The 19,037-nt window shown below is 60.4% G+C and carries 14 protein-coding genes; 11 read left to right on the forward strand and 3 right to left on the reverse strand.

Annotated features, from left to right (window positions below; translation table 11 throughout):
• Positions 1 to 58 precede the first annotated feature (58 nt).
• A complete protein-coding gene (locus J2Y90_RS18455) occupies positions 59 to 418 on the reverse strand; it encodes a DUF6124 family protein (RefSeq protein WP_253501504.1) in 360 nt (119 codons plus the stop codon).
• A gap of 481 nt (positions 419 to 899) precedes the next feature.
• Between J2Y90_RS18455 and J2Y90_RS18460 the strand changes: the two genes are divergently transcribed.
• A complete protein-coding gene (locus J2Y90_RS18460) occupies positions 900 to 1,418 on the forward strand; it encodes a GNAT family N-acetyltransferase (RefSeq protein WP_253501507.1) in 519 nt (172 codons plus the stop codon).
• 1 nt (position 1,419) lies between these two features.
• On the opposite strand, the gene J2Y90_RS18465 is transcribed toward J2Y90_RS18460, so the two are convergent.
• On the reverse strand, positions 1,420 to 2,112 hold the full coding sequence (locus J2Y90_RS18465; RefSeq protein WP_253501510.1) for an aspartate/glutamate racemase family protein: 693 nt from the start codon (positions 2,110 to 2,112) through the stop codon (positions 1,420 to 1,422).
• A gap of 197 nt (positions 2,113 to 2,309) precedes the next feature.
• On the opposite strand from J2Y90_RS18465, the gene J2Y90_RS18470 reads away from it, so the two are divergent.
• The 10 genes from J2Y90_RS18470 (at position 2,310) to J2Y90_RS18515 (ending at position 18,448) form a co-directional block, all read left to right on the forward strand.
• Entirely contained in the window at positions 2,310 to 2,801 is a 492-nt protein-coding gene (locus J2Y90_RS18470) for a hypothetical protein (RefSeq protein ID WP_253501513.1), read from the forward strand.
• A gap of 247 nt (positions 2,802 to 3,048) precedes the next feature.
• Positions 3,049 to 4,023 (forward strand): hypothetical protein, encoded by a 975-nt coding sequence (locus J2Y90_RS18475; protein ID WP_253501518.1) that lies wholly within the window; start codon positions 3,049 to 3,051, stop codon positions 4,021 to 4,023.
• A gap of 129 nt (positions 4,024 to 4,152) precedes the next feature.
• Entirely contained in the window at positions 4,153 to 4,830 is a 678-nt protein-coding gene (locus tag J2Y90_RS18480) for a DUF3313 domain-containing protein (RefSeq protein WP_253501521.1), read from the forward strand.
• 455 nt (positions 4,831 to 5,285) lie between these two features.
• Positions 5,286 to 5,786 carry a thiol peroxidase gene (gene tpx / locus J2Y90_RS18485; RefSeq protein WP_253501524.1) on the forward strand — a complete coding sequence of 167 codons (501 nt, stop codon included), beginning with the start codon at positions 5,286 to 5,288 and terminating at the stop codon, positions 5,784 to 5,786.
• A 174-nt stretch (positions 5,787 to 5,960) separates the two neighbouring features.
• Positions 5,961 to 7,265 carry an MdtA/MuxA family multidrug efflux RND transporter periplasmic adaptor subunit gene (locus tag J2Y90_RS18490; protein ID WP_253501528.1) on the forward strand — a complete coding sequence of 435 codons (1,305 nt, stop codon included), beginning with the start codon at positions 5,961 to 5,963 and terminating at the stop codon, positions 7,263 to 7,265.
• The gene (locus J2Y90_RS18495) at positions 7,262 to 10,363 is read left to right on the forward strand and encodes an MdtB/MuxB family multidrug efflux RND transporter permease subunit (protein ID WP_253501531.1); all 3,102 of its coding nucleotides are present in this window, start codon (positions 7,262 to 7,264) and stop codon (positions 10,361 to 10,363) included. The genes J2Y90_RS18490 and J2Y90_RS18495 overlap by 4 nt, the downstream gene beginning before the upstream one ends.
• Before the next feature lie 139 nt (positions 10,364 to 10,502).
• Complete coding sequence (locus J2Y90_RS18500; RefSeq protein ID WP_253501533.1) at positions 10,503 to 13,610, forward strand: efflux RND transporter permease subunit; 3,108 nt, start codon at positions 10,503 to 10,505, stop codon at positions 13,608 to 13,610.
• Entirely contained in the window at positions 13,607 to 15,076 is a 1,470-nt protein-coding gene (locus tag J2Y90_RS18505) for an efflux transporter outer membrane subunit (RefSeq protein WP_253501536.1), read from the forward strand. The genes J2Y90_RS18500 and J2Y90_RS18505 overlap by 4 nt, the downstream gene beginning before the upstream one ends.
• 424 nt (positions 15,077 to 15,500) lie before the next feature.
• On the forward strand, positions 15,501 to 17,582 hold the full coding sequence (locus J2Y90_RS18510; RefSeq protein WP_253501540.1) for a putative bifunctional diguanylate cyclase/phosphodiesterase: 2,082 nt from the start codon (positions 15,501 to 15,503) through the stop codon (positions 17,580 to 17,582).
• 119 nt (positions 17,583 to 17,701) lie between these two features.
• On the forward strand, positions 17,702 to 18,448 hold the full coding sequence (locus tag J2Y90_RS18515; protein WP_130912948.1) for an SDR family oxidoreductase: 747 nt from the start codon (positions 17,702 to 17,704) through the stop codon (positions 18,446 to 18,448).
• Positions 18,449 to 18,534: 86 nt separating this feature from the next.
• On the opposite strand, the gene J2Y90_RS18520 is transcribed toward J2Y90_RS18515, so the two are convergent.
• On the reverse strand, positions 18,535 to 18,984 hold the full coding sequence (locus J2Y90_RS18520) for a hypothetical protein (RefSeq protein WP_253501543.1): 450 nt from the start codon (positions 18,982 to 18,984) through the stop codon (positions 18,535 to 18,537).
• Positions 18,985 to 19,037: the final 53 nt, after the last annotated feature.

Below are 19,037 nucleotides of genomic sequence, written 5' to 3' on the forward strand. Positions count from 1 at the left end.
TGCCCGCGAAGGCGTCGGTGGCGAGAGCGCCTCACTCAAAGCCTGTCACAGAGGCCCGCTAGTGCGGCAACTCCAGATTATCCAGCACCCGATTCACGGCCAATTCTCCGAGCATGATCAACTGCGCGATCCCCATCAGCGTCCGCCGTTGCGATGGCTTCACCAGTCCGGCGAACTCCTGAGCGATGGTTTTGGCCGAGGCGAGGGTTTCGCAGGCGTTGGCCAGCAGGTCTTCGTTTTTGGTGTCGGCGGTGACGGCGTACATCGCGCGGGGGCTGTAGGGCGGTGGCGTGGAGCCGGGTGGGCAGAGGTAGTGGTCGAGGGCGCGGTCGGCGGCTTCGTGGAGTTTTTTTGAGTCGAGGGATTCGTAGGGGGAGGTGGGGTCGGTTTCGGGTGGGTTGGGTGTTGGTTTGATCATGGTGAAGCTCCTTGATTGCTGGAGCTGCCACATTTCGCTGCGAAACGAAAAGAGGTGGCAGCTGTACGCAGGTTCGCAGACCGGGAATCAAGGAACCCGGCATACCCGAAGGTATCCCGCGCACAGCCGCCATGAAGCATCATTGCCATTAATCTTGATGGCAATGCACTGGAGCGCTGTGCGCCTTGATTGATCCGGGCTGCGAAACCCGATCGCTGATTCGTCAGCGACCGCACCACAATAGAACCCGCCCCCAAGGCGCACAAGCCGGCGGATTCTGGCTTAGCTGTAGGCAATGGCGCAAGGATTTGTAGCCTTGGTACCGTGTCTGCAGGTGTCTTTTAAACACCTTCGTTTAAATCTAAAAACTGCGTCGGACTTGATGGCCCCTTCGCGAGCAAGCTCGCTCCCACATTTTCACCTCGCCAGATTAAAGATCAGCAGTTTAGAGTTAGGGGCCCCTTTGATCACGGACCGATCCATGTCAGACCCAACTCCCAGCATCCACCTCGAACGCTCCAGCGAGTCCCATCTGGAAGGCATCACCGCGCTCTACAACGACCCCGCCGTCGCACGGCAGGTGTTGCAGATGCCGTTCCAGTCCACCGAGGTCTGGCGTCAGCGTTTACAGGCCGAAAACGAACGCGCACTGAAACTGGTAGCGCTGCATCAGGGTGTGGTGATCGGCCATCTTGGACTGGAGGCCTATACACGGATGCGCCGCGCCCACGCCGGCAGTTTCGGCATGGCCGTCGCGGTGGCGTGGCAGGGCAAGGGTGTGGGTTCGAAACTGTTGGCAGCGGCGCTCGATATTGCCGACAACTGGATGAACCTGCACCGCGTCGAGCTCACGGTGTACGCCGATAACGAAGCGGCGATCGGTCTCTACCGCAAATTCGGTTTCGAAACCGAAGGCCTGTTTCGCGATTACGCGGTGCGCGACGGGCAGTGGGTCGACACCCTGAGCATGGCCCGTCTGCGCAGTTCAGCGAAAACCTGAGTCAGTCGGCCAGCGCGAAAGCTACCGCCGACTGTGCATGCAGTTCGGTGGTGTCGAGCAGGGGCAGGGCGCTGTGTTCGGGTTTGATCAGCAAACCGATTTCGGTACAGCCGAGGATGATCGCCTGAGCGCCGCGCGCGGTGAGGGATTCGATCACGCGCTGATAGGTTTGCCGCGACGCTTCGCTGATCACCCCGACGCAGAGTTCGTCGTAGATGATCCGGTGTACGTCCTTGCGTTCGGCTTCGTCGGGCACCAGCACGGTCAGGCCTTGGGCGATCAGACGTTGCTTGAGGAAGTCCTGTTCCATGGTGAACGCGGTGCCGAGCAGCCCGACAGTGAGGGCATCGATTTCCAGCGCAGCCTGTGCGGCCGGTTCGGCAATGTGCAGAAACGGAATGCTGATCGCCGCCTGAATCTGCTCGGCGACCTTGTGCATGGTGTTGGTACACAGCACCACGCACTCGGCGCCACCGGCTTCAAGCCTGCGCGCGGCATCGACCAGAATCGCTGCGGCATCGTCCCAGCGCCCGGCATGCTGGGCCTGTTCGACCGGGCCGAAGTCGACGCTGTACATCAACAATTGCGCAGAGCGCAGCGGGCCCAGGCGATCGCGGACCTGCTGGTTGATCAGACGATAGTATTCGGCGCTGGATTCCCAGCTCATGCCGCCGATAAGGCCGATGGTGCGCATTGGACTTCCTCAAGCAAATGACAGTGTCGAGCGTTCGGGTGTGCCCGGAGTTTCCTTCTGTTCGAGTCTCGACGCCAGCACCGGCTGACTGTACCGCCGATCTTTCACGCAACTGTGCATCTGCAAGAACCAAACGTACGCCGCGCCCGGGATCTGCCACTATCACCCTTCGCAGGTCCTTTCCGAGGAACACAGCAATGAATGATGTAGAGCAACTGGGCGAAATGCTTCGCCACTATGCCGAAAGCGAAGCGCACAAGAAGCAACTGTTCACTACGCAATCGGCCGCGTGGACCACACGGATTGGCGCGTTGTTCGATGAGATCGCGCAATGGCTTGACCCGGTCAAGACGCCGGGTCTGCTGGAGGTGAGTCGAGAGGCTTATGTCGCGTTCGGGCCGAGCGTGCCGGTGGAGACGTCGACGTTCAAGACGGAGAAGCTCAGCATCGTGATTGCCGGCAAACCGGTGGAATTCGTGCCGGATGTGATGGGCAGCGGTGGGCAGATTTCCCTGGCGGTGATGGGGCTGACGGCGGCGCGGTACGGCAGTGTTTCGCTGGTCGGACTGGCGGATGGCACATGGCAGTGGCGCAAGACCAATGGGTTGAAGGATCCGGATACCTTTGCCTTCGACGCCAACTTCCTCGCCCAGCAATTGCAAAGCCTGATTCCTCGCGATCGCACCTGACTGCACGCGGCCTTTGTAGGAGTGAGCCTGCTCGCGATAGCGGTTTGTCCGTCACCTCATTTGAACCTGACAGACCGCTATCGCGAGCAGGCTCACTCCTACACGGGTTGACGCGAATACCGGGGAAACCCTGAGGTTCGGTGCCAATCCGGCATTTCCCCTTGGGTCACTGATGGCCTTTTGGTAGAGTCGCCGTCGCCAGCGGGTTTTCGGCTGGACGATGGAACCAAAGAAGGGAGTCTGATCAGTGAGTCCGGGCAAAAAAATCCTCGGTCTTACGGCGTCGCTTTTGCTGCTGACGCTGTGGGCCAGTTACTTTTATGTATTCAAGGAAAACCGCAACGGCCAGCTCGGCGGTGTCGGCGAAAGCACCGCGTGGTGCGGCACGCCACCGACGACGGAAGCGGCGTTGCTGGGCAAGGACCAACTGACCTTGCGCGTCACCAACAACCTGCGCGGCGAGTTCATGGTCGGCGGTTCGCTGGTGGTTTCCGAACGTACCTTCAACCGCTACGACCTGGGCCGAAACGAACTGCGCCTGCGTCTGGAGCCGCTGCAATGGTCGTTCGGTGTGACGCCGATCTTCCTCGAACAAATCAAGGTTCAGCCGCTGAGCCGCAACCTCTCGTCGACCAACAAAAGCGCCTTCGCTGAACTCGAACCACGGCCGATCGGCGTACACGCGCAGACTGCCGCGTTCCCCTTCGACACCTATCGTTACGGCTACAAACCGGTGCTGTATTACCTCAAGGGTAGCGAGCGCGTCGACCTGCGTTTCAAGAACATCACCACGCTGATGGAGATGTCCAACACTTTCACGCCGATCCAGAAGTACAACCGCGTCGACTACATCAACGAGAAAAACTCGATGATCCGCGACGAGGACTACAAGCCTTACGGGACGCATGAGTGCGCGTTCAGTGTCGAGCGCAAGGGCTCGTTCAAGGTCGTGGTGTTGTTGCTTTTGCTGGTGCTGTGCCTGCCACTGATGCTGGTGTTTTACCGCGATGAGCCGGGGATCGACTTTCTGGCGACGCTGGTGGGAATTGCGGTGGTGCGCACATTGCTGATCGGGCCGGTGGAGGATTTCCAGCTGTACAACATCGACTTCTTGTTTGGTGCGGCGATTCTGCTGGTGGGGACGGTATCGCTGATCAAGGCGATGCGCGCCAACAGCCGGCGGGAGATGGCGTTGCGTAGTGGAGAGACATCGTCCTGGTAATACCGGTTGGCGAGGCACAGGCGCTGTCAGACGTGAACTTTGTAATTGCCCATCGCATTTGCCGGGGTTTTGGCTATACCTGTATTTCCCCGATGCAAAATGTCTTGGCCTTCTCAAAGGAATTACAGCATGAAGCTAGCCGTCATGATGGGCACGCTGTGCATTGCCACCCTCGGCGTGGTGGGTTGTTCCAGCAAAACCGTCGAGCCTGACCAGTATTCCGGCTTTCTCAAGGATTACAGCCAGCTGAAGGAGGCCAAGTCACCTTCCGGTGCCGAGGTGATGCGCTGGATGGACCCGAAACTCGACATCAATAAATTCACCAGCGTTTACGTTGAACCGAGCCAGCTCTATCCGAAACCGCAAGCGACTGAAAAAATCCCGCAACAGACGCTCAATGGCATCACCAGTTATTACGATCAGGCGCTCAAACGTGAGCTGGGCAAATCACTGCCGTTGGCCGCAGGGCCCGGGCCGGGTGTGATTGTGGTACGTCCGGCGATTACCGCGGTCAGCAGCAAGACCGAAGGCCTGCAAGTCTATGAAGTGATCCCGATTGCACTGGTCGCCGCAGCGGTGAGCACTGCCACCGGTATTCGCGATCAGGAAACCACGTTGGCCACAGAAGCGGTGTTCATGGATGGCGCGACCAATCATGTCATCGCGCAGGTGGTGCGCAAGGGCACCGGCAAACCACTGGAAAACTCTTCCCAGGTGATGAAGGCCGATGACATGAAAGCGGTGATCGATGGCTGGGCGAGCGATCTGCATCAGTCGTATTTGAAATTGAAATCGGAAGCCAAATGATGCGTCAGGGCTGATGGCCTCTTCGTGAGCAAGCTCACTCCCACAGGGATTGGTGCCGGGGTCGGCATTACCGGTACGACCCCGGGCACTGTGGGAGCGAGCCTGCTCGCGAAGGCGGCTTGTCAGGCACCAACACTTTCAGCTTTTTTTCGCTTGCTCGCGAATCCGATCTTCCTGCTCGTGCAACTCCGGCGTCAGTCGCTCGCCAAAATCCTCAGCCGAAATATAAATCCGCTTTTCTGTAGGAGTGAGCCTGCTCGCGATAGCGTCGTGTCAGTCAACCCATGGTGTCTGAAGCACCGCGATCGCGAGCAGGCTCACTCCTACAGGGGTTGTATACAATCCGCCAGGCCAGCACCCAACAATTTCCAACAGGGCATAGGTCGTCAGCCGATTTCGTGGTTAACTTCCGCTTCTTGCATGCTTTCCAATCACAAAACAGAAGGACTCAAGTCATGGCCCAAGTCACCCTCAAAGGCAATCCGGTTCAAGTCAACGGCCAGTTGCCACAAGCCGGTTCCAAGGCGCCAGCCTTTTCCCTGGTAGCCGGCAATCTGTCCGACGTCACCCTGCAAGACTTCGCCGGCAAGCGCAAAGTCCTGAACATCTTCCCAAGCGTCGACACTCCGACCTGCGCCACCTCTGTGCGCAAGTTCAACGCCCAGGCCAACGACATCAGCAACACCGTGGTGCTGTGCATTTCCGCTGACCTGCCGTTCGCCCAGGCACGCTTCTGCGGCGCCGAAGGTCTGGAAAATGTACAGAACCTGTCGACCCTGCGCGGCCGCGAGTTCATCGAAAACTACGGTGTGGCCATTGCTGACGGCCCGCTGAAAGGCCTGACCGCTCGCGCCGTTGTGGTTCTGGACGAAAACGACAATGTCTTGCACAGCGAACTGGTCAAGGAAATCGCCGAAGAGCCTGACTACGAAGCGGCACTGTCCGTTCTCAAGTAAGGCTTTTACAATTGTTAACGGCCTGGCCCTGTCCAGGCCGTTTTCATTTGTGTATCAGGGTTTTGCCTCACACCTTGAAACGTAAGTGGAAGGTAAATTGCCGGTAAAGCTGCTTTGCTTAAATCCATCCAGTGCTTATCGTTCAGCCTCCCGTAATAGAAGCCCACGCGCCCAATGGTCAATAACTCCATGCAATCGTCCCCCCGCAAGTCCCGTCGCTGGCTGATCAGCCTGCTTGTCCTGTTGGTCATCGCCGTCCTGTGCTGGAAATTCTGGCCCGCCGGCTCTGCTGACAAGGCGGGGGGCGACAAGGCGACTGCCGGGCATACCGGGCGCTCGGGGATGGCACGCCCAGGCTTTGGCGGCGGTACCGGGCCGATTCCGGTGCGCGTAGCGCCGGCGGTGAAGGGCGACTTTCCGCTGTATTACAAGGCGCTGGGCACGGTCACCGCGCTCAATACCATCAATGTTCGCAGCCGCGTGGGCGGCGAACTGGTGAAGATTCATTTCGAAGAAGGCCAGATGGTCAAGGCGGGCGACCTGTTGGCCGAGATCGATCCGCGTCCTTACCAGAATGCTTTGCTCCAGGCCGAAGGCACGTTGCTGCAGAATCAGGCCCAGTTGAAAAACGCTCAGGTCGATGTCGAGCGTTATCGCGGTCTGTATAAAGAAGACAGCATCGCCAAACAGACCCTCGACACTGCCGAAGCGCTGGTCGGCCAGTACCTGGGCACGGTCAAGACCAATCAGGCAGCGGTCAACGACGCCAAGCTCAATCTCGAATTCACCAAGATCCGCGCGCCGATTGCCGGCCGCGTCGGTCTGCGTCAGGTCGACGTCGGCAACCTCGTCGCCGCCAACGACACCACCTTCCTCGCGGTGATCACCCAGACGCAACCGATCAGCGTTGCCTTCACCTTGCCGGAAAACAGCCTCGACACCGTGCTGGCCCGTTACCGCAGCGGCGCCAAGCTACCCGCCGAAGCCTGGGATCGTGGCGACACCAAGCTGCAGGCCACAGGCGTGTTGCAAAGCCTCGACAACCAGATCGACGTTGCGACCGGCACCCTCAAGTTCAAGGCTCGCTACGATAACCGCGACCAGTCGCTGTTCCCCAACCAGTTCGTCAACGTCCACCTCCTCGCCGACACGCTCAAAGGTGTGGTGCTGGCACCGTCGGCAGCGATTCAGTTCGGCACCAACGGCACCTTCGTCTACGCGCTGGATGGCGACAAGAAGGTCACCATTCGCCAACTGAAAATCGGCGCCAGCGACGGTGACAACACCGTGGTCACCGAAGGCCTCGCCGCTGGCGATCGCGTGGTGCTCGAAGGCACCGACCGCCTGAAGGAGGGCAGCGAAGTCGAAGTGGTCAATGACAGCAGCGAAGTGCCGACCTCGCCGACCGAACATTTGCAAGGCAAGTCCGCCGCCAATCCGGATGCGACCACTGCTGACAAGGCCAAGAAGGGCGCATGAACATTTCGCGGCTGTTCATCCTCCGTCCGGTAGCCACCACCCTGAGCATGCTGGCCATTGTCCTGGCCGGCCTCATTGCTTATCGCTTGCTGCCGGTTTCGGCCTTGCCGCAGGTCGATTACCCGACCATCCGCGTCATGACCCTGTACCCGGGCGCCAGTCCGGACGTGATGACCAGCGCCGTCACCGCACCGCTTGAACGACAATTCGGGCAGATGCCGGGCCTCACGCAAATGGCTTCGACCAGCTCCGGCGGCGCTTCGGTGCTGACCCTGCGGTTCAGCCTCGACATCAATATGGACGTCGCCGAACAGCAGGTGCAGGCCGCGATCAACGCCGCGACCAACCTGCTGCCGACCGACCTGCCGGCGCCGCCGGTGTATAACAAGGTCAACCCGGCGGACACTCCGGTGCTGACCCTGGCCATCACCTCGAAAACCATGCTGCTGCCCAAGCTTAATGATCTGGTCGATACGCGCATGGCGCAGAAAATCGCCCAGATCAGTGGCGTCGGCATGGTCAGCATTGCCGGCGGCCAGCGCCAAGCGGTGCGGATCAAAGTCAACCCCGAGGCACTGGCCGCCGCCAGTCTGAACCTGTCGGATGTGCGCACGTTGATCGGCGCCTCCAACGTCAACCAGCCGAAGGGCAACTTCGACGGCCCGACCCGGGTGTCGATGCTCGATGCCAACGACCAACTGACCTCGCCCGAGGATTACGCCAACCTGATCCTCACCTACAAGAACGGCGCGCCGTTGCGGCTCAAGGACGTTGCCGAAATTGTCGATGGTGCCGAGAACGAACGGCTCGCCGCGTGGGCCAACCAGAATCAGGCGGTACTGCTGAACATCCAGCGCCAGCCCGGCGCCAACGTCATCGAAGTGGTCGACCGCATCAAGGCCTTGCTGCCGAGCATCACCGACAACCTGCCGGCCGGCCTCGATGTCACTGTACTGACGGATCGCACGCAAACCATCCGCGCCTCGGTCACCGATGTGCAACACGAACTGCTGATCGCCATCGCGCTGGTGGTCATGGTCACGTTCCTGTTTCTGCGCCGCGCCAGTGCGACGATCATTCCGTCAGTGGCCGTGCCGCTGTCGCTGATCGGCACCTTCGGCGTGATGTACCTCGCCGGATTCTCGGTGAACAACCTGACCCTGATGGCCCTGACCATTGCCACCGGTTTTGTGGTCGACGACGCCATCGTCATGCTCGAGAATATTTCGCGATTCATCGAGGAGGGCGACAGTCCGATGCAGGCCGCGCTCAAGGGCGCCAAGCAGATCGGTTTCACCCTGATTTCCCTGACCCTGTCGCTGATCGCCGTACTGATTCCGCTGCTGTTCATGGCCGACGTGGTCGGGCGTTTGTTCCGTGAATTCGCTATCACCCTGGCCGTGGCGATCCTGATTTCCTTGGTGGTGTCGCTGACCCTGACGCCGATGATGTGCGCGCGCCTGCTCAAGCGTGAACCGCAAGAACACGAGCAGGGCCGGTTCTATCGTGCCAGCGGTGCGTTCATCGACTGGATGATCAACGAATACGGGCGGATGCTGCGTTGGGTGCTCAAGCATCAGCCGCTGACCTTGCTGGTCGCGATCGGCACACTGGCGTTGACCGTATTCCTTTACGTCATCGTGCCGAAGGGTTTCTTTCCGGTGCAGGACACCGGGGTGATTCAGGGCATTTCCGAAGCGCCACAGTCGATCTCCTTCGCGGCGATGGGCGAGCGACAGCAGCAACTGGCGAAGATCATTCTCGAAGATCCGGCGGTGCAGAGCCTGTCGTCCTACATTGGTGTTGACGGCGACAACGCCACGCTAAACAGCGGCCGCTTGCTGATCAACCTCAAGCCCCATGGCGAGCGCGATCTGACGGCCAGCGAAGTGATCGCACGCCTGCAACCACAACTGGACAAACTGGTCGGCATTCGGCTGTTCATGCAGCCGGTGCAGGACCTGACCATCGAGGATCGGGTCAGCCGCACCCAGTACCAGTTCAGCATGTCCTCGCCGGACTCCGAATTGCTCAGCCAGTGGAGTGGCCGTCTTGTCGAAGCCCTGGCCCAGCGCCCGGAGTTGACCGATGTTGCCAGTGATTTGCAGGACAAAGGCTTGCAGGTCTATCTGGTGATCGACCGCGACGCCGCATCGCGCCTTGGCGTGTCGGTAGCGAATATTACCGACGCGCTGTACGACGCGTTCGGCCAGCGGCAGATTTCGACCATTTACACCCAGGCCAGCCAGTACCGCGTGGTGCTGCAAGCCCAGGCCGGGGAGAAGATCGGCCCGCAGGCGCTGGATCAGATTCACGTCAAGACCACTGACGGCGCGCAGGTGCGCCTGTCAAGTCTGGCCCACGTCGAAGAACGTCAGGCGCAATTGGCGATCACCCACATCGGCCAGTTTCCGGCGGTGATGATGTCGTTTAACCTCGCGCCCGGCGTGGCATTGGGACATGCCGTGGACATCATCGAGCAAGTGCAGCAGGACATCGGCATGCCGGTCGGCGTGCAGACCCAGTTTCAGGGCGCGGCGCAGGCGTTTCAGGCTTCGCTGTCGAGCACGTTGCTGCTGATTCTGGCGGCGGTGGTGACCATGTACATCGTGCTTGGCGTGCTCTACGAGAGCTACATCCACCCGATCACCATTCTCTCGACCTTGCCGTCGGCAGCGGTGGGTGCCTTGCTGGCGTTGCTGCTCAGTGGCAACGATCTGGGGATGATCGCGATCATCGGCATCATCCTGCTGATCGGTATCGTCAAGAAGAACGCGATCATGATGATCGACTTCGCCCTCGACGCCGAACGCACCCAAGGCATGGCCCCGGCAGAGGCGATCTATCAGGCGGCGCTGCTGCGCTTCCGGCCGATCCTGATGACCACGCTGGCGGCGTTGTTCGGCGCGGTGCCATTGATGCTGGCCACCGGTTCCGGAGCTGAGTTGCGTCAGCCGTTGGGTCTGGTGATGGTTGGCGGTTTGTTGGTCAGCCAGGTGTTGACGCTGTTCACGACGCCGGTGATTTACCTGTACTTCGACCGCCTCGGAAGGCGCTTTGGCAAAACCAAGGCTGATGGTGAAGAGGTCGCGGTATGACCTCGCAATCAGCACTTATCCCTTGTGGGAGCGAGCTTGCTCGCGAAAGCGGTGGGTCAGTCACTTTCAATGTTAAATGTAATACCGCATTCGCGAGCAAGCTCGCTCCCACAGGATTCAGCGGTAGGGACTGGAGCGAATGAACCTCTCCGGCCCTTTCATCAAGCGCCCAGTCGCAACCATGCTGCTGTCCCTGGCCATTATGTTGCTGGGCGGTGTCAGCTTCGGTCTGTTGCCGGTATCGCCGTTGCCGCAGATGGATTTCCCGGTGATCGTCGTTCAGGCCAGTCTGCCGGGCGCCAGTCCCGAGGTGATGGCATCGACGGTGGCGACGCCGCTGGAGCGTTCGTTCGGTGCGATAGCCGGCGTCAACACCATGAGCAGCCGCTCCAGTCAGGGTTCGACGCGGGTCATCCTGCAATTTGACCTCGACCGCGACATCAACGGCGCGGCGCGGGAAGTGCAGGCGGCGATCAACGCCTCGCGCAATCTGCTGCCGAGCGGGATGCGCAGCATGCCGACCTATAAGAAGGTCAATCCGTCGCAGGCGCCGATCATGGTGCTGTCGCTGACTTCGGATGTGCTGGAAAAAGGCCAGCTCTACGACCTGGCCTCGACCATTCTTTCGCAAAGCCTTTCGCAGGTGCAGGGCGTCGGTGAAGTGCAGATCGGCGGCAGTTCGCTGCCGGCGGTGCGCATCGAACTCGAACCGCAGGCGCTGAACCAGTACGGCGTGGCCCTCGACGATGTGCGCAAGACCATCGCCGACGCCAACGTGCGCCGGCCCAAGGGGTCGGTCGAAGACGGCCAGCGTTTGTGGCAGATCCAGGCCAACGATCAACTGGAAAAAGCCAAGGATTACGAGTCGCTGATCATTCATTACGCCGACGGCGCCGCGTTGCGTCTCAAGGACGTGGCGAAGGTCAGCGATGGCGTCGAAGACCGATATAACAGCGGTTTCTTCAACGATGACGCGGCGGTATTGCTGGTGATCAACCGTCAGGCCGGCGCCAACATCATCGAGACGGTCAACGAGATCAAGGCGCAGTTGCCCGCACTGCAAGCGGTGCTGCCGGCCAGCGTCAAACTCAATCTGGCCATGGATCGCTCGCCGGTGATCAAGGCCACGCTGCACGAAGCCGAGATGACCTTGCTGATCGCCGTCGCCCTGGTGGTGCTGGTGGTGTACCTGTTTCTCGGTAATTTCCGCGCCTCGCTGATCCCCACCCTGGCGGTGCCGGTGTCGCTGGTCGGTACCTTTGCGGTGATGTACCTGTACGGGTTTTCGCTGAACAACCTGTCGCTGATGGCGCTGATTCTCGCCACCGGACTGGTGGTGGATGACGCCATCGTGGTGTTGGAGAACATTTCCCGGCATATCGACGAAGGCGTCAAGCCGATGCAGGCCGCGTACCTCGGCGCCAAGGAAGTCGGGTTTACCTTGTTGTCGATGAACGTCTCGCTGGTGGCGGTGTTCCTGTCGATCCTGTTCATGGGCGGGCTGGTCGAAAGCCTGTTCCGCGAGTTTTCCATCACCCTGGCGGCGGCAATCGTGGTGTCGCTGGTGGTTTCGCTGACACTGACGCCGATGCTCTGCGCGCGCTGGCTCAAGCCACACACGCCGGGTCAGGAAAACCGCCTGCAACGCTGGAGCCAGAAGACCAACGACTGGATGGTCGGCAAATACGCCACCAGCCTCGACTGGGTGTTGCGTCATCGCCGTCTGACTTTGTTCAGCCTGCTGCTCACCGTCGGCGTCAACGTTGCGCTCTATGTCGTGGTGCCGAAAACCTTTCTGCCGCAGCAGGACACCGGCCAGTTGATCGGTTTTGTGCGGGGCGACGACGGTCTGTCGTTCAACGTCATGCAGCCGAAGATGGAGACCTTCCGCCGCGCCTTGCTCAAGGACGACGCGGTCGAAAGCGTGGCCGGCTTCATTGGCGGCAACAACGGAACCAACAACGCGTTCATGATCGTGCGCCTGAAACCGATCAAGGAACGCCAGTTGTCGGCACAGAAAGTCATCGAACGCCTGCGTAAGGAAATGCCCAAGGTGCCCGGTGCGCAGTTGATGCTGATGGCCGACCAGGACCTGCAATTCGGCGGCGGCCGTGAGCAAACCAGTTCGCAATACACCTACATCCTGCAAAGCGGCGACCTCGCCGAGCTGCGCAAGTGGTTCCCGAAAGTGGTCACCGCGTTGCGTGCCTTGCCCGAGCTGACCGCCATCGATGCCCGCGAAGGTGCCGGGGCGCAGCAGGTGACGCTGATTGTCGACCGTGACCAGGCCAAACGCCTCGGTGTCGACATGAACATGGTCACCGCCGTGCTCAACAACGCCTACAGCCAGCGGCAGATTTCGACGATCTACGACAGCCTCAACCAGTACCAAGTGGTGATGGAGGTGAATCCGAAATACGCCCAGGATCCGGTGACGCTCAAGCAGGTCGAGGTGATTACCGCTGACGGCGCGCGGGTGCCGCTGTCGACGTTTGCCCATTACGAAAACAGTCTGGAAAACGACCGGGTCAGCCACGAAGGCCAGTTTGCTTCCGAGAGCATTTCCTTTGATATGGCCGAAGGTGTAACCGTGGAGCAGGGCAGTGCTGCCATTGAGCGAGCGATCGCCAAGGTCGGCCTGCCGGAAGATGTCATTGCGAAAATGGCCGGCACTGCGGACGCTTTCGCCGCCACGCAGAAGAGCCAGCCGTTCATGATCCTCGGTGCGTTGCTCGCCGTGTATCTGGTGCTCGGTGTGCTGTATGAAAGTTACATTCACCCGCTGACCATTCTCTCGACCTTGCCCTCGGCCGGCGTCGGCGCGCTGTTGTCGATTTACGCGCTGGGCGGTGAGTTCAGCCTGATTTCCCTGCTGGGGATATTCCTGCTGATCGGCGTGGTGAAGAAAAACGCCATCCTGATGATCGACCTTGCGCTGCAATTGGAGCGGCAAGAGGGGCTGTCGCCGCTGGAGTCGATTCGCAGCGCCTGCCTGCAACGCCTGCGGCCGATCCTGATGACCACGCTGGCGGCGATCCTCGGTGCCTTGCCGCTGCTGCTCGGCCGCGCCGAGGGGGCGGAAATGCGCCAGCCGCTGGGCCTGACCATCATTGGCGGCCTGGTGTTCAGCCAGGTCCTGACCCTTTACACCACCCCGGTGGTTTACCTTTATCTCGACAAGCTGCGCCATCGTTTCAACAAATGGCGTGGCGTGCGCACTGATGCCGCTCTGGAAACTCCGCTATGACTGACCGTTCGCTTATCCAATTGGCCACCGCGCGCGGCTCGCGCCTGTTGAGCCTGTCGCTGTGTGTGGCGCTGCTCAGCGCCTGCGCCGTTGGCCCGGATTACCAGCGCCCGCAAACCGCTGAGATCGCTCAGTTCAAGGAAGCCGAAGGCTGGCGTCAGGCCAACCCCAGCGACTCGCTGGCCCGTGGCGCCTGGTGGGAGTTGTACGGCGATCAGCAGCTCAACGGCCTGATCGAAAAACTCAACAGCGCCAACCAGACCGTCGCCCAGTCCGAAGCTCAGTTCCGTCAGGCGCAGGCCTTGGTACGCAGTGCTCGAGGGGCGTTTTACCCGAGTGTCGACCTGAGTCTGGACAAGACCCGCTCCAGCCGGGGCACCGGCAGCAGCAGTTCGAGCCTGAGCAGTTCTTCAAGCGGCATCCGCGACACCTATAACGCGCAGTTGGGTGTCAGTTGGGAAGCGGATATCTGGGGCAAGCTGCGACGCGGGCTGGAAGCCGATGAGGCCAACGCTCAGGCAAGTTTTGCCGATCTGGCGGCGATGCGTCTGAGCCAGCAATCGGAGTTGGTGCAGAACTACCTGCAACTGCGCGTCATCGATCAGCAGAAGCGCTTGCTTGAAGCCACCGTTGCGGCTTATGAGCGTTCGCTGAAAATGACCCAGAACCAGTACCGCGCCGGGGTTTCCGGCCGCGATGCGGTGGCGCAGGCGCAGACCCAGTTGAAAAGCACCCAGGCCGATCTGGTCGATCTGATCTGGCAGCGCGCGCAGTTTGAAAATGCGATTGCCGTGCTCACCGGCCAGGCGCCGGCGAACTTCAGCATCGCCGAAAGCCAGAGCATCCCGAACCTGCCGCAAGTGCCGCTGAGCTTGCCTTCGCAACTGCTCGAACGCCGTCCGGATATCGCTGCGGCCGAGCGTTCGGTGATCGCCGCCAATGCCAATATCGGCGTGGCCAAAGCTGCGTACTACCCGGACCTGACCCTGAGTCTGAGCGGCGGCTACAGCAGCAGCACCTCGAAAAACCTGATCAGTCTGCCCAACCGTTTCTGGTCGGTCGGCCCGCAGCTGTCGTTGCCGCTGTTCGACGGCGGTATTCGTTCCGCCGAAGTCGACCGCAGCGAAGCGGCCTATGACGAAACGGTCGCCCGCTACCGCCAGACCGTGCTCGACGGCTTCCGCGAAGTGGAAAACTATCTGGTCCAGCTCAAGGTGTATGAAGACGAAGCGGCGGTGCGCCAGGAAGCGCTGGATGCCGCCCGCGATTCCCTGCGCCTCACCGAAAACCAGTACAAGGCTGGTCTGATCGCCTATATCGACGTGGTGGTGGTGCAGGCGACGGCGCTGAGCAACGAACGCAGTGTGTTGAATATCCTGCAGAACCGATTGATCGCCAGCGTACAACTGATCGCCGCACTGGGCGGCGGCTGGGACGGCCAACTCGACGTCAGCGACAACCGCTGAATCTGTGGGAGTGAGCTTGCTCACGAAAGCGGTGGGTCAGGCAACCACGATGGTGGCTGTACCGGCGCCTTCGCGAGCAGGCTCGCTCCCACAGGGATACGCGTGCAAATGATGAAGGGTGGTTGGACGCTGAAAATTGTGGGAGCGAGCTTGCTCGCGAAAGCGGTGGGTCAGTCCAGTGAGATGTTGAATGTGCCGGCGCCTTCGCGAGCAAGCTCGCTCCCACAAGGGATTTGTGGCCGGCGTGAGATCGCTGTTTAAAGCCCACCGCAGAGCCTTGTAGGACGATCGAACAAGCGTTTCATCGGCTTGATGGCATTTTGGTTATTTTGTCAGTGCGTTCTTCCGGGCAATCAGTACAATCGCCGCATTTGCCCAACCGAGAATGGAAGCAGTACGGTTTCGGCCCGTTACGAGAATGTCCATGCTCATCGGCAGCTACTCCTTCACCCTGGTTTTCATTTCGTTGTGCGTCGCCATTCTGGCTTCCTACACGGCGCTTGACCTGACCGGGCGCATCGCCACGGCGAAAGGACGGGCCGTGCATTTCTGGACGGCGGGCGGGGCGCTGGCGATGGGGGTTGGCGTCTGGTCGATGCACTTCATCGGCATGCTCGCGTTCAAATTGCCGATCGACCTGGGTTATGACTTCGCCCTGACCGCGTTGTCGTTGCTGATCGCGGTGCTCTCTTGCGGCTTTGCCTTATGGCTGGTCAGCCAGCCGAAGCTGCCACTGGCGCAACTGGCTTTCGGCGCCTTGATCATGGGGGCGGGCATCAGCGCCATGCATTACACCGGCATGGCCGCGCTGCGCATGACCCCGGGCATCGATTACGACCCGACGTTGTTCAGTGCCTCTTTGCTGATAGCCGTCGGCGCTTCGGCAGCGGCGTTGTGGATTGCCTTTCGTTTGCGCCAGCAGTCGCCCTATGTGCGACTGATTCGCGCTGGCGCGGCGGTGATCATGGGTGTGGCAATTGTCGGCATGCATTACACCGGCATGGCCGCGGCACAATTTCCCGATGGCAGTTTCTGCGGCGCGACGCTCGATGGTTTGAAGGGCAACGGTCTCGACAGTCTGGTGGTAGTCACTACCCTGGCGGTGCTGTCGATCGCCTTGCTGACCTCGATTCTCGACGCCCGCCTCGAAGCGCGCACCGCTGATCTGGCGCACTCGCTGACCGTCGCCAACCGTGAACTCACCCAACTGGCCTTGCACGATCCGCTCACCGGACTGCCGAACCGCATGCTGCTCGATGACCGGATCAATCAGGCGATCAGAAAGGTCGAGGAACAGGGCGGCTGCTTCGCCTTGATGTTCATCGACCTCGACGGCTTCAAACCGGTCAACGACGCGTTCGGCCATCACATGGGCGACCAGTTGCTGCGCGAAGTCGGCGTGCGCCTGCGCGAAGATTTGCGCAGCCAGGACACCCTGGCGCGGATCGGTGGCGATGAATTCGTCCTGCTCGTGCGGCTGAGCGAGCGCAATGATGCTCTGGGTCTGGCCGCACGCCAGGTCGGCCTGATCGGCCGCAGTTTTCGCGTCGCCGAACACGACCTGCAGATTTCCGCCAGTGTCGGCATTGCCCTGTATCCAGGCAACGGTGACAACGCCCAGGAACTGCTGATGAATGCCGACGCGGCGATGTATCACGCCAAGGGCGGCGGCAAGAACGGCTACAGCTTCTTCGATGCGTCGATGAACACCAACGCGCGCAAACAACTGCAACTGTTGCAGGACCTGCGCGCGGCCATTGAGCACAACCAGTTCTGCCTGCATTACCAACCCAAGTTCGACGCCGCCAACGGTCGCCCGGTCGGTGCCGAGGCGCTGCTGCGTTGGGCGCATCCGCTGCACGGCCTGTTGATGCCGGACAAGTTCATCGATCTGGCGGAGAAAACCGGGCTGATCATCCCGATGGGCGAATGGGTACTCAACGAAGCCTGCCGGCAGATGCGCGAGTGGTACGTGCTCGGCTACACCGACTGGCGCATTGCGGTGAACCTCTCAGCGTTGCAGTTCTGCCATGCCGGGCTGGTGCAAAGCGTCGCCAAGGCGCTGGCGACCCACCATTTGCCGGCCAACAGCCTGACCCTGGAAATCACTGAAACCACCGCCATGAGCGACGCTGACGCGAGCATGACTGTACTGCAAGAGCTGTCGGACATGGGCGTCGACCTGTCGATCGACGACTTCGGCACCGGTTATTCCAGCCTTATGTACCTCAAGCGTCTGCCGGCCAATGAGTTGAAGATCGACCGCGGTTTCGTCCGCGATCTGGAGCATGACAGCGATGATGCTGCAATCGTCTCGGCGATTGTTGCGTTGGGGCAGGCCTTGGATCTGCGCATTGTCGCCGAAGGTGTCGAGACCGGCGCGCAACAGGATTTCCTGACCAAACTGGGCTGTGACTCGCTGCAGGGCTATCTGCTCGGCCACCCGATGCCGGCGGAGCGCTTCATGCAGGACATCGTGCGCGGGCAGCGGCTGGCGGTGGTCTGAGAGACCGTGTGGGAGCGAGCTTGCTCGCGAAGGCGCCCGGATAGGCGCCACATGCAAAACCCGCCAATCGCAGTTATTCTTCCCCCGACTGTTACGTGTGCACGTAGGGGAAGGCCAGCATGGATAAAGTCATTGTCATCACCGGTGGCGGGCGCGGAATCGGCGCTGCCACGGCTTTGTTGGCAGCCGAACAGGGCTACCGGATCTGCATCAACTATCAGTCGGATGAACAGGCCGCACACAGCGTGCTCGAACAGGTTCGAGCCTTGGGCGCCCAGGCCATTGCTGTTCGCGCCGATGTCAGTATCGAAGACGAAGTGATCGCAATGTTCCAGCGCGTCGACAGCGAGCTGGGCCGGGTCACCGCGCTGGTCAACAACGCCGGCACCGTGGGCCAGAAGTCGCGAGTCGATGAAATGTCCGAATTCCGCATCCTCAAAATCATGAAAACCAACGTGCTGGCGCCGATCCTCTGCGCCAAGCACGCGATTCTGCGCATGTCACCGAAACACGGCGGGCAGGGCGGCAGCATCGTCAACGTGTCTTCGGTTGCGGCACGCCTCGGTTCGCCGAACGAGTACGTGGATTACGCCGCCTCCAAAGGTGCGCTCGACACCTTCACTATCGGTCTGTCGAAAGAAGTCGCGGGTGAGGGCATTCGCGTCAATGCCGTGCGTCCGGGTTACATCTACACCGATTTTCATGCGCTGAGCGGCGATCCGGATCGGGTCAGCAAGCTTGAGTCGGCGATTCCCATGGCTCGGGGCGGGCGGCCGGATGAGGTAGCGGAAGCGATTGTCTGGTTGCTGTCGGACAAGGCTTCTTATGCCACCGGGACGTTTGTTGATTTGGGGGGTGGGCGCTGATGTCGAGGGGTTTCTTGTAGCGATAGGCTGGATGGCAGCGATCAACGTGCATGATGTTCGCGTTGATCGCTACGTTCTCAAATCGATCAATCTTGCCGGATCAAAATGCTATCGAAATCAACGTGAAGGCCTACTCCTTCCTTGTGGCCTTCGACCAAGAGTGTAAGTCTGGTTACTGTGTTGCTCGGCGGCGTCCACTCACCTTTCACCACATGCCACTCGTTATCAGAAGCAGGGAGCGCGAACGTGATTACAAGCTGATGGTCAGCGTAAAGGCGAAAACGTTCGACTTCAAAGTCAAGCGGCAAGCGGATGCGGAACTCTACGTCCACCTTGGTTTGATTGAACGCAGTTGGGTAGACCTTATCTATCGTCGCGATCGCTACCGGGCCTGCACCCGTACCCGCCTCAGAAAACACCGTTGAATAATAGGGGGGATCGCCAACTATGTTTCCCCCGCCATTCATGTCACGCCAGCCGTTGGCATTGCCATTGCTGAAATCGGTAAAGTCGTGAACAGCCTTGGAGTTCTTCATGTGATTGCGCCTGTCTGTTTTAGAGAATTAACGCTATAGATTCAGTCAGACAA

The organism is Pseudomonas koreensis (assembly GCF_024169245.1).
Lineage (GTDB): Bacteria > Pseudomonadota > Gammaproteobacteria > Pseudomonadales > Pseudomonadaceae > Aquipseudomonas > Aquipseudomonas koreensis_F.

Excerpts from the sequence above, each read along its gene's own strand:
- J2Y90_RS18480 (WP_253501521.1), top strand. The coding sequence starts at position 4,153 with ATGAAGCTAGCCGTCATGATGGGCACGCTGTGCATTGCCACCCTCGGC.
- J2Y90_RS18510 (WP_253501540.1), top strand. The coding sequence starts at position 15,501 with ATGCTCATCGGCAGCTACTCCTTCACCCTGGTTTTCATTTCGTTGTGC.
- J2Y90_RS18515 (WP_130912948.1), top strand. The coding sequence starts at position 17,702 with ATGGATAAAGTCATTGTCATCACCGGTGGCGGGCGCGGAATCGGCGCT.
- J2Y90_RS18490 (WP_253501528.1), top strand. The coding sequence starts at position 5,961 with ATGGTCAATAACTCCATGCAATCGTCCCCCCGCAAGTCCCGTCGCTGG.
- J2Y90_RS18465 (WP_253501510.1), bottom strand. The coding sequence starts at position 2,112 with ATGCGCACCATCGGCCTTATCGGCGGCATGAGCTGGGAATCCAGCGCC.
- J2Y90_RS18460 (WP_253501507.1), top strand. The coding sequence starts at position 900 with ATGTCAGACCCAACTCCCAGCATCCACCTCGAACGCTCCAGCGAGTCC.
- J2Y90_RS18495 (WP_253501531.1), top strand. The coding sequence starts at position 7,262 with ATGAACATTTCGCGGCTGTTCATCCTCCGTCCGGTAGCCACCACCCTG.
- J2Y90_RS18455 (WP_253501504.1), bottom strand. The coding sequence starts at position 418 with ATGATCAAACCAACACCCAACCCACCCGAAACCGACCCCACCTCCCCC.
- J2Y90_RS18505 (WP_253501536.1), top strand. The coding sequence starts at position 13,607 with ATGACTGACCGTTCGCTTATCCAATTGGCCACCGCGCGCGGCTCGCGC.
- tpx (WP_253501524.1), top strand. The coding sequence starts at position 5,286 with ATGGCCCAAGTCACCCTCAAAGGCAATCCGGTTCAAGTCAACGGCCAG.
- J2Y90_RS18500 (WP_253501533.1), top strand. The coding sequence starts at position 10,503 with ATGAACCTCTCCGGCCCTTTCATCAAGCGCCCAGTCGCAACCATGCTG.
- J2Y90_RS18470 (WP_253501513.1), top strand. The coding sequence starts at position 2,310 with ATGAATGATGTAGAGCAACTGGGCGAAATGCTTCGCCACTATGCCGAA.
- J2Y90_RS18520 (WP_253501543.1), bottom strand. The coding sequence starts at position 18,984 with ATGAAGAACTCCAAGGCTGTTCACGACTTTACCGATTTCAGCAATGGC.